Annotated in this window: 12 protein-coding genes; all 12 read right to left on the minus strand. The window is 50.6% G+C overall.

What is annotated here, in order from left to right:
- The coding region (locus LNV08_RS22710; RefSeq protein ID WP_263536026.1) for an EpsG family protein at positions 1-1,026 on the minus strand (1,026 nt) is incomplete at its 3' end.
- Positions 1,027-1,068: 42 nt separating this feature from the next.
- Positions 1,069-1,707: a glycosyltransferase family 4 protein gene (locus LNV08_RS22715; RefSeq protein ID WP_263536027.1), complete on the minus strand. Its 639-nt coding sequence runs from the start codon at positions 1,705-1,707 to the stop codon at positions 1,069-1,071.
- A 39-nt stretch (positions 1,708-1,746) separates the two neighbouring features.
- On the minus strand, positions 1,747-2,232 hold the full coding sequence (locus tag LNV08_RS22720) for a glycosyltransferase (protein WP_263536028.1): 486 nt from the start codon (positions 2,230-2,232) through the stop codon (positions 1,747-1,749).
- Complete coding sequence (locus LNV08_RS22725; RefSeq protein ID WP_263536029.1) at positions 2,225-3,454, minus strand: polysaccharide biosynthesis C-terminal domain-containing protein; 1,230 nt, start codon at positions 3,452-3,454, stop codon at positions 2,225-2,227. Before LNV08_RS22725 ends, LNV08_RS22720 begins: the two co-directional genes overlap by 8 nt.
- Positions 3,455-3,480: 26 nt before the next feature.
- Positions 3,481-4,092: an acyltransferase gene (locus LNV08_RS22730; protein WP_263536030.1), complete on the minus strand. Its 612-nt coding sequence runs from the start codon at positions 4,090-4,092 to the stop codon at positions 3,481-3,483.
- Entirely contained in the window at positions 4,089-5,195 is a 1,107-nt protein-coding gene (locus tag LNV08_RS22735) for a DegT/DnrJ/EryC1/StrS family aminotransferase (protein WP_263536031.1), read from the minus strand. Before LNV08_RS22735 ends, LNV08_RS22730 begins: the two co-directional genes overlap by 4 nt.
- Positions 5,192-6,169 carry an NAD-dependent epimerase/dehydratase family protein gene (locus LNV08_RS22740; protein WP_263536032.1) on the minus strand — a complete coding sequence of 326 codons (978 nt, stop codon included), beginning with the start codon at positions 6,167-6,169 and terminating at the stop codon, positions 5,192-5,194. The genes LNV08_RS22735 and LNV08_RS22740 overlap by 4 nt, the downstream gene beginning before the upstream one ends.
- Positions 6,166-7,122, minus strand: coding sequence for a Gfo/Idh/MocA family protein (locus LNV08_RS22745; protein WP_263536033.1), 957 nt, complete (start codon positions 7,120-7,122; stop codon positions 6,166-6,168). Before LNV08_RS22745 ends, LNV08_RS22740 begins: the two co-directional genes overlap by 4 nt.
- 4 nt (positions 7,123-7,126) lie before the next feature.
- The gene (locus LNV08_RS22750; RefSeq protein WP_263536034.1) at positions 7,127-7,630 is read right to left on the minus strand and encodes an acyltransferase; all 504 of its coding nucleotides are present in this window, start codon (positions 7,628-7,630) and stop codon (positions 7,127-7,129) included.
- Complete coding sequence (locus LNV08_RS22755) at positions 7,620-8,795, minus strand: DegT/DnrJ/EryC1/StrS family aminotransferase (RefSeq protein ID WP_263536035.1); 1,176 nt, start codon at positions 8,793-8,795, stop codon at positions 7,620-7,622. Before LNV08_RS22755 ends, LNV08_RS22750 begins: the two co-directional genes overlap by 11 nt.
- Positions 8,746-9,801 carry an NAD-dependent epimerase/dehydratase family protein gene (locus tag LNV08_RS22760; protein ID WP_263536036.1) on the minus strand — a complete coding sequence of 352 codons (1,056 nt, stop codon included), beginning with the start codon at positions 9,799-9,801 and terminating at the stop codon, positions 8,746-8,748. The genes LNV08_RS22755 and LNV08_RS22760 overlap by 50 nt, the downstream gene beginning before the upstream one ends.
- A gap of 76 nt (positions 9,802-9,877) precedes the next feature.
- A partial coding sequence (locus LNV08_RS22765; RefSeq protein ID WP_263536037.1) for a hypothetical protein occupies positions 9,878-10,076 on the minus strand: 199 nt, incomplete at its 5' end.

Raw genomic sequence — 10,076 nt, forward strand, 5'->3', positions numbered from 1 at the left:
TTCTGCAAAAAACAACCAAAAAAATAATGTCACTGTGCTGTAAGATATTACGGCAAGGGTCCAAATTAAATTTCTGCTCCCGGCTCTTCCGAATACGTCCGGCAATCGGCTGCCGACAAATAATTGGAGCGGAATCCAGTAAAGTGCAATTCTATCCACGGCAGTTGATGAGGCCGATAAATTTAGCAGTACGAAAAAACCGAGCGCACTAACTGCCATCCATGTCCAAAACTTGCGATCAGACTCCGAAAGATTGAAGCGTTTCAGAAATAGCAGAAATAAAATCGCAGGTAATCCATTCATGGCGACTCGAATAAATGCTCCAGCTGATTGGTATTCGGCCACAATATAGCCGTTTACCAATCCATCGATGGCTTCTTGAATTAGCAAAAAAAATAGCACGCCGCCAGTAATCAAAGCGCCAACTGCCGTGAGAAGTGGACGCTTGCTGCCGGAGAATAACGCCAGCGGTACTATGACCAAAGCAGATTTATGGAAAAGCGCAGCGATTAAAATCCAGCCGAAGAAGCGCAGCGAAGAACCATTGGATAAAGATACTAAGCCCAGCATCGCGAAGCCAATGGCAACACCTTGCCGAGTATATCCCATGGCGACTACGATGATCAGATAGGGGCATGCCAAAACGATGGCAAGCCACGGTCTTGGTTGATGCCGGCAGAATGTTATAAGGCCCCAAGTAAACAAGGTTGCACATACAATATTAACAAAATAGACATCACCCCAAATATTGGCGCCCAGCCAGTTTAGAAGCGCATAGGCAGGATCTCCACTGTCTTCCCAAAAGCCAATAAAGGGAGTGCCCCGCATGGCGTCGACGTGATCTTGGTATGTAAACCAATCGCCACCAACTTCGTGCCGCAATCCAATCAGCGCAGTAAGTAAAAAAAACACAGCAAGCCAGATCGGCGGCCATGTCATTCTCTGATGTCGACCTGCGAATCGAGGTTTCGTCTGAATAGCCGCCATCCAAGCGAGAGCGCCAAACATCAACCAATAAGTCAGCACACTTTGGTCCTCATCGATATAACGATCATGAGTGATAAGCGCCTACTCTTGGCGTTTCCAATTGTTGTTCTCAAGAGAAGCATAGGCTTGTGCAAGCCCAGGATAAACCAAAGCGCGAGAGTGCCGTTTTTCGATGAAAGACCGAACCTTGTGGCGCAAAGCTTGATAGCGAGACTGATCAGCATATAGATCTAATATTGCGGCAGCTATGGCCTCTGGTTTTGCCTCGGAAATAGGGCCAAGATCGAGGCCATCAAAGGTATCTATGGCCATTCGGTACTCGTCTTCGTCTCGGTAGGCTATAACTACAGGGGTGCAGCACGCCATTGCCTCTAAAACCACAGTGCCAAGATTTGGAGCGCGAGAGGTTTGCAATAAAAAGTCCGACACAGCATAAGCGGACCTAGTATCTTTCAGTAACCCTAGAAAAATAATCCGAGTGCGGCTTGGTTGGTCGTTTACTAATTTCTCTAGACGAGACCTTTCTTTGCCGTCACCGACTACCAGTAATACTATATCGGCATCGTCCATACTTAAGGCGGTCCGAATCGCCAACTCAACATCCTTTTCTGGATCAAGTCGGGCGACTACAATTAGAACCAAATCATTTTCGGTTAGTCCAAATTTTTGCCGGCTATTAAGTAATTCCTCTGGGTCGACCCTGAATTTGGTAGTGTCCACCCCGATTGAAGTCTCGATGATGCGTGTGGCAGGGGTATGCTAGTGCTGTTCTATTTCGTTTTTTGAATACCGGGTAAATGCCAAAAATCGAGCAACTAATAGCTGTGGTATCCGGGAAGAGAATAGAGTTTTTTCAAATTTTGAGCCACTGTTGCCAGAATACATCTTGGAGTGTATGACTGGAATCTTGCATATCTTTGCCGCGATCCAAGCTGGCAGGGCAGAGGCAGCGAGATGCGTATGAATGATGGTCACATTCTCTTTGCGAAAATAGCTAACTAAATATCTACATGACCGCCATAGATTGATTAAGTAGCTAATCGGAGATCGCCTCTCACCGGGATGGAGCTGAAGTGTTTCAACATGTATACCCGAAGCTAATCGGTAGCGCAGCACTTGCGGTTCACCCGCAATGATGCTGACCTGATGTCCGCTAGAGGCAAGGTAATTTGACAACTGCACTACATACTGTTCTGCACCGCCTGCGCCGAGGGTATTGATGATTTGACAGATGTGACTACTCATGGGCACGATGCATAATAAAAATACCAAGCAGTGTAGAAAAAATGGCCGAGGCGCTAACAGATAGAGCCGCGCCAAAAAGTCCAAATTTGTATACCAAAAGCGTAATCAACAATAGACCTGCAGCAGCACTTAACGCCGAGAGTGTCAACATTTCGCGGTCTCGTTTCTGTAAAACAAGTTGGTTTGACAAAATCGCTTGAATTATGAGAAATGGAGTCGAAGCGCAGAGAAGCCACGCTACAGTGCGGACCTCAGTTGTTGAGCCGAGTGGTCTCAAATATAGAACGTCCATTGCTGCGCCGCTCGCAGCCCCAAGAGCCAGCCCGCCGGGTATCGCGCCGGCCAACCAGCGCCAAGGTATTCCAGCCGAACTCTTTTGTGTTACTTCTCGATTGCGTGACCAAAAAAACAGGCCGGCAACACCGCCTGCTGCCACTGCGACTACAGAAAACAGGTTCTGCACCATCGCAAACTGTCCGGCAGCTTTGTGCCCTGAAAAGAAGTGGATGATCATTGGATGGAGGCGACTTGCTGCCAAGAAGAGCACAGTGGCCAAGAAGAACTTGCCGAATTCAGAAGCTTGTGCTCGAGTTTCCTCTTTCACTCCAGATATTGGAAACAGCAGGTGGCGAGAGATTGTCAGTGTCACGAAAAATCCAACCGCACTACCTACTAGGTAGCTTAGTGCTATCCTCATTAGAGTAGGCGCACTTGAGGTGATGCTGCCTAGTCCAGTGATGCAGCAGATCAGTACAAAAACTAACAATCTCAAGAAAAAATATTCACCTGCTCCTCGCAGGTACTGCACACTGGTGGCAGGTCCATCTACAGCGGTCTCGAACAACCGACCCACAAAGAGAATCAACATGAGTGAGATCATGCTGAGAGGTGACTTTGTTGCATACAGCAAACCAATCACCAGCGCCGCACCTATGCAAATAACTGCAGCACGTAGACTGAGTGACGCCGCCACTACAGCCCCTGGCGACACGGCAACTGGCATTCGACGTTTTAATGACAGTAGGTTCGGGCCACAAACTACTGCCGTTACAACCGCCACATAGACATAAGTCATGCTGAAGAACGCTGCGGACTCTAGCCCTAAACCGTAGCCCACCATCAGGGTCAAAAGGAACATGATTCCGTATGGAAGCAGGTCACCTGCAAAGACTAGCGTATGCTCGAGTACGGCAGTGAATTTGGTGGAGCGTTGAACTGTCAAAGGAAACTTATTAGATTAGGTGAGACTCAGTTTTCACTAAATTTTTGGCGTTCTCTTGCCAGCCACGCTTCGTCAATATTGCGTCTAAGACTTGCCGGTGAGCCGCCAAACATGGTGCCGTCAGGGACATCGGTTGTGACGACCGACATAGGCAGGATCACGCAGCGTTCCCCGATGGTTACGCCAGGGTTTATCACAGAGGGACCACCTACAAAGCTGTGTTTGCCAATACGGGTTAGCGAGCGACGTATCCATGGATTGCCTGACTGATTCTGGCCGAGTAGGCTAGAAAGTACGCTGGTGTGCGACCAAACAAAAACACCCGAGCCAATGGTCACGTGTGCTCCCAGTTCCAGTCCGCCTGACGCATCCAGAATGGCATTCTCGCCAACCCATACATATTCGCCACAAGTCAAATTTTCTTTACTAAGGATTTTGGCGCCTTCGCGCATTCGACATCCATTGGGCAAGCCGTGCAATTGGGCGCGTTCGTTATCTGTCATGACCCCGCTCAAGAGTCGCGTGACGAGTTCCAGCCGCAAGGCTCTTGCTCGGGTTGTATCTTGCAGTTTGAACTCGTCCGACTCCCAGACGTCTTTGAGCAGCCGCAGTACCTGCTCCTTTGTCGAGTCAATCATGACCTGCCAGTTTCAATTTTAGCCATGGCATCGACGACTCGTTGAACATCAACACCGCGATAGCAAGGCAGGGTCAAAGTTGTCTGAAAAAGACTCTCAGAATTCACAGGACTTTGGTTGTATTTATTCTTGTAATAGGTGTTAGAACCCAGAGCATAAGTGCCAAGTGTGCTCTCTATTCCCTGCGCCTTAAGTCCATGAATCATGGCGTTTCGGTCTTGCCCCGCAGGAACACGGAATACCAGCGACTGGATGTTATGTCTGACTTCTCGATCCGATGCTTGTACTGCATAACCGCGAGGTGCTAGCGCGTCGATATAGAGCGCACGGATCTCGTTTCGTTCATCCACAATGGCCTCAAGCTTGGCGAGTTGTTTGCGCCCCATGAGCGCAGCCATTTCAGGTAATCTGAAGTTATAACCAAAATCAACAAAGTCTACCCCCGGCCCTTTCATACCACTAACGCCTGCACCCAATTTTATCTCGAGCCAGTTGGCCCAGTCGTCGTGGTCGGTGACAATTGCGCCACCTTCTCCCGTATTGATCAACTTACGAGGGTGGAAGCTGAAACAGGTGATGTCGGCAATAGAACCGCAACGGCGACCGTACTCGCTGCTGCCAATGGCGCAAGCTGCATCTTCAACCAGAGGCAAATTGTGGCGTTGGCAAACTTCTTTGATTTTTGTCAGGCCGGTCGGGTTGCCAAGAGCATCAACAAAAATAACTGCTTTCGTTCTTGCAGTAATCTTCCTCTCAAGGTCTTCCGGGAGCATATTGAAGGTGTCGAGTGAGACATCCGCAAACACTGGGCGCGCGCCAAGATCTTCGACGACATTGGCAGTTGCTGGCCAAGAGAAGTCAGAAACGATGACTTCATCATCCGCCTTTACGCCGAGCAACTTCATGCAAGTCCAAAGCGCTGTGGTAGCCGAAGTTGTCAGGAACGCGTGTTTCGAGCCTGTGTAGTCTTTCAACTCTTGTCGAAAGGCTTCAACATGTTGGCCGCGGGTGAACATGCCGCTTTCGAAGACTTCGCGAAATTCTGCCTCGACCTCATCGAAGGAGAGGTAGGGCTTGATCAAACGAATGTCACTCATACTCATGCTGGCACCTTGATATTGGCCTTATACCAAGCGAGTGTTTCGCTCAACCCTTGCTCGAAGGGCGTCAGTGTGTATTCGATCATGGAGTTGACCTTCTGATTGCTGGCAATGTGGCAAAGCACATCTGCCTTACGACCTGGCTTTCGAAGAACTTCTCCGTCGTAACCCAAGCCTTGGCAAATCTTTGACAGTAGTTCGCTAACTGTGACTTGGTTGTCTGTTGAAATATTGACGGAATCACCGGCGGGCATCAAGTCATAAAGCTTGACCACGGCGTCCACGGTGTCGTGGACGTAGATGAAGTCACGGCTCTGTGTTCCCTCGCCATGCAGTTCAGGGGTACCGCCTGTAAGCAAGCGCGCGGCAGTGATGGGAATCACACCTGCCAGCATGCCCTTATGGTTCTGCCGAGGCCCATAGTTATTGAACGGACGCACTATGAATGCATCCAAATCAAACATACGTACATAACTTTCTACTGCCATATCCGCAGCTGCCTTACCTGCAGCATAGGTGGTGGTGGGGTTGCGTGGGTGGAGTTCGTCCATCGGCTCGTAGACTGCAGACCCGTAAACCTCAGATGTCGAAAAATGACAGAGGGACTTGAACAGGCCACGGCGCTGCAGTTCTAGCAAGTTCAACGCCACTTTTACATTGGTAGCGAATGCGTTGGCAGGATTGAGGAAGGAATAGTTCAATGCCTTGGTGGCACAGTTAAACACTACATCGATGGCGTGTTTGGCAAAAATGTACTCCAAGCTGGTGCTTAGTTCAGCATCATCTCGGTACAGAGTCGCCTTGCCTGTCGCGAGGGCTTCAACAAGGTTGTCTTCCGAACCTACGAAGAGGTTGTCGATGACGACCACATGTGCAGCGCCCTCCTTGATCAGTCGATCCACTAAGTGACTACCGATGAAACCCGCCCCGCCAGTCACCAAAATAGTCTTGTTGACTAAGGTATCTCGAATCGTCATGACTGAACCGCCGTTTGAATTTGGGAGCAGATCTGCAATGCTTCCACGCCAGCTTCAACACCTGGAACTTCGACGCTTCCCGGCTGGCGACAGATGGACATAAATGCTTGCAATTCAGACAAAAGTGCTTCCTGGGGTGCAACCGCGACAGTCTCCTGGATTGCTGTGATGGCGTAAGGCAAGCCGCCTCCCACTTGTACCTCGGCCTGCCGACTGACAAGGATCTCCTTGCGCAGCAAGTCGCAGTCGACAAACATGTCGACGCAAGTGCCTTCAATTTGGCGAATTTTTTTGTCAGTCACCCGACTTGCTTGGATTCGGGAAAACTGACCGTTCTCGTGAGTCAGGAGCGCTGAGGCAAAGTCGATCATGCTGCCGTGGCCAAAACCGTGCGCGGCGACCGACTTGGCGGGCCCATTGAGGTAGAGCGCAAGATCGATGTCGTGGATCATCAGGTCGGTCACCACATCCACGTCAGTGATGCGTGCGCTGACCTTGTTAGTCCGTGTGAAATCGAGACTGATGACCTTTTCTGTTCGATCGAGCACTTTCTTGAGCGACTGCACGGCCGGATTGAATCGTTCAATGAAACCGACTTGGATGTTCAGGTTTTGCGCTTTAGCGAAGACTGCGATTTCCCGCGCATCTTCCAGCGTTGCAGCCAGTGGTTTCTCGACAAATATGTTCTTGACATGTGAGGAGACTAAGCGAATGTAGTCGGCGTGGGTCACAGTCGGCGTACAGATCACAACGGCATTTACGTTTGCGAGCAACGGCGTTGGGTCAACCACACCGGGCACGCCATGCGCTTCGCCCGCGCGTGCCGCAACCTCAGCATTGGCGTCAGCCACAAAGACCAGTTCGACACCTTTGAGCATGGAAAGGACGCGCAAGTGATTGCGCCCCATATTGCCGAGTCCGATCAGTCCTATCTTGAGTATTGGATCTTTCATGGGGTCAAATCTCTCCAGAAAGGCGGTTACCAGCCTTGTCAATGCGGGCGAGTACACGGGCGGGATTGCCCATGACCAAGGAGTAAGGAGGTACGTCCTTCGTCACAACGCTTCCGGCTGCAATCATGGCGTACTCGCCTATGGTGATGCCACACACAATGGTTGCATTGGCTCCGATGCTGACTCCGTTTGCGACACGCGTGGGCGTGATCTTCCAGTCGCTGTTAAAAGCGCGCGGCACCTTGTCATTCGTGAAGCTGACGTTGGGCCCAACGAATACATCATTGCCGATCTCCACGCCGTTATAGACTGAGACGCTGTTTTGAACCTTGCAGCGGTGCCCAATTTTTACTGCGTGATCAATGTACACATCTTTAGATAGGATGCAGCTTTCACCTATATCTGCGTTCTCGCGGATTTGAACGTTGACCCAGACTTTAGTTCCTGCGCCTATTTTGGCTCTTTCTGAAACATTGGCGCTCGGGTGGATGTAAATATTAGCGTCCATGAATAGCCTCCTGGCCTTCGCGGACCACATTAACAATTCGGTGTAATTCTGTCTCGGTCATATAGGGATACAAGGGCAGGTTGAGCACTGAGGCGCACAACTGTTCGCCAACCTGACCGCCGAAATGGCCCTCTAGGTAGGCTGCGGCGCCCGGCTGTTTGGACATCACACTGGGGTAGATGTTGCCGAAGCCGATGCCTGCAGCTTTTAGACTGGCTTCAAGCGCGGCTTTGCTGGCCAAGTCGGGCATTAGGCAGACATTACAGTAACCATTCTCCTCGTAGCCGTCAGGCGCATTCATCAACTGGATGCCAGTGTCCGGTAGATGCTGCCGATAAAAAGCCACTGCTTCTCGGCGCGAAGCGATACGTGCCTCGATATGATCTAAAGAGAGGTTCAAAAAGGCCGCTTGTAGAGAATCCAGTCGCGAGTTCCAGCCTACGTCGCCGTAGCCATAGTGTGCGGTTCTGCCGTGGTTACCCAGACGTCGCACCTTGTCTGCAATCGTCGCATCGTCGGTGAATACCGCGCCGCCGTCACCAGCGCCGCCTAGAACCTTTGCCGGATAGAACGAAGTCGTGGAGATTTGGGCCGACTTGTAAATCGAATGTCCTTGGTAGCGCACGCCAAAAGCTTGGGCGCCGTCCTCGATGAGAACCACACCGTGCTGGCGACACAAGGCGCGCAGTTCGAGAATACGAGCGCTTCCCCAACCGTAGAGGTGTGCGATCAATGCTGCCTTTGGGCGACCTTCGCGAATAGCTTGCTCGAAGGCATCGACGCAAACCCCACCGTCGCTGAGATCGGAATCAACCGTAACTGGTTTGGCACCAACATTGACCACGGCTTCAAAGGTGGCCCAGAATGTGGCGTTAGGAACTAGTACAACATCACCTGCACCAACTCCAACGGCTCTCAAGGCTAGTTGCAAGGCGTCGGTCCCATTGGCGCAAGTTACGGCGTGTGCCACCTCAAGCTTAGACAGAAGGCGCTGTTCTAGCTCAGCAACCTCCTGACCACCGATAAATTGAGCGCCAAGCGTCATCGAGTGCAACTTGCTCATGAGCGCATCGTGAAAGCCAGGCTCGAATCGTTTTAAGTCGATAAACGGGATATTAATTTTCGTTCTCCTTTGAACGTAGTAGAGATTCAATATGAGCGACATACCATGGCATCGCCTGAGCGACACCTTCGGCTAAATTGTGCATTGGCACATAGCCAAGCAGGCGACGAGCCTTGCCCACGTCGGCTTGGCTATGGCGTACGTCTCCCGCGCGAAAACTGCGGTAAATAGGCTCGACGGCTGCCACCACACCATGGTCCACCAGGTTAGCCCGCAGCAGGATAAACAAGGCGTTCAGGGTGGTGCGGTCACCTACCGCTACGTTGTAAATCTGATTCCTTGCGTTTTGCTCCAAGGTGGTCGCAGCCAACAAGTTCGCTTGCACGGCGTTGTTTACAAAGCAGAAGTCACGACTGGTTTCTCCATCGCCATTGATAAATACAGGCTCGCCATGAAGTAATGAGGACGTCCATGCTGGAATTACGGCAGCATAGGCGCCGTTTGGGTCTTGACGTGGGCCAAAAACATTGAAGTAACGCAAACCAATGGTGGCAAATTGATAGCAGCGGGCAAATACATCTGCGTATAACTCGTTGACATACTTGGTGACAGCATAGGGGCTTAGCGGCTTTCCGATGTGGTCTTCCAGCTTGGGCAGAGCCGGATGGTCGCCATAAGTGCTGCTACTGGCCGCATAAGTGAAGCTTTTGACCTGAGCATCTCGCGCGGCTACCAGCATGTTCAAAAAACCATTGATGTTAGTGCAGTTGGTCGTTAAAGGGTCGTGCAGACTGCGGGGTACACTGCCTAGAGCGGCTTGGTGTAGTACGTAGTCCACTCCAGCGCAAGCGCTCTGGCAATCAGCTAAGTCGCAAATGTCGCCCTCAATGAACCTGAAACTCTCCCATTGGGCCTTGCTGACTAGGCCTTTAACTTCGTCTAGGTTGCGCTTGTAGCCAGTTGCGAAGTTGTCCAGTCCGACGACGCGCTGATTGAGCTTGAGGAGTTTTTCCAGCAGGTTGCTGCCGATAAAACCGGCGACTCCGGTGATGAGCCAAATGTGCGGATCGGTTATAAGGCGGTGTTGGAGGGTTTCGTAGGCAGTCATTGCAATCAGTGGTGGGAATTATACCCAGTGGCGCCATTTGCGAATTTTTGAATGTATTTTAGAAAAAATTTAATATTTATCTTGGCGTACTGTCAATTTTGTCTGGTTGTTCTAAAGCAATTTGGAATTTATTTAACTTATGGAAATACTTAGACATTTGCCTTAAGTAATAATTGTTTAGAATGAAGCTGTGAATATGGGTTGGGTAGGCTCTTAAGCGGGGCGTTGCGAGGTAGTCAACAGTTTTTTCAGGAGGGATGTCATATTTTTTTCCT

The sequence above is a fragment of the Paucibacter sp. TC2R-5 genome, from assembly GCF_025717605.1.
GTDB lineage: Bacteria > Pseudomonadota > Gammaproteobacteria > Burkholderiales > Burkholderiaceae_C > Paucibacter_A > Paucibacter_A albus.

Coding starts and splice junctions, on each gene's coding strand:
- LNV08_RS22720 (WP_263536028.1), bottom strand. CDS start 2,232: ATGAGTAGTCACATCTGTCAAATCATCAATACCCTCGGCGCAGGCGGT.
- LNV08_RS22730 (WP_263536030.1), bottom strand. CDS start 4,092: ATGATTGACTCGACAAAGGAGCAGGTACTGCGGCTGCTCAAAGACGTC.
- LNV08_RS22735 (WP_263536031.1), bottom strand. CDS start 5,195: ATGAGTATGAGTGACATTCGTTTGATCAAGCCCTACCTCTCCTTCGAT.
- LNV08_RS22740 (WP_263536032.1), bottom strand. CDS start 6,169: ATGACGATTCGAGATACCTTAGTCAACAAGACTATTTTGGTGACTGGC.
- LNV08_RS22745 (WP_263536033.1), bottom strand. CDS start 7,122: ATGAAAGATCCAATACTCAAGATAGGACTGATCGGACTCGGCAATATG.
- LNV08_RS22750 (WP_263536034.1), bottom strand. CDS start 7,630: ATGGACGCTAATATTTACATCCACCCGAGCGCCAATGTTTCAGAAAGA.
- LNV08_RS22755 (WP_263536035.1), bottom strand. CDS start 8,795: ATGTCGCTCATATTGAATCTCTACTACGTTCAAAGGAGAACGAAAATT.
- LNV08_RS22760 (WP_263536036.1), bottom strand. CDS start 9,801: ATGACTGCCTACGAAACCCTCCAACACCGCCTTATAACCGATCCGCAC.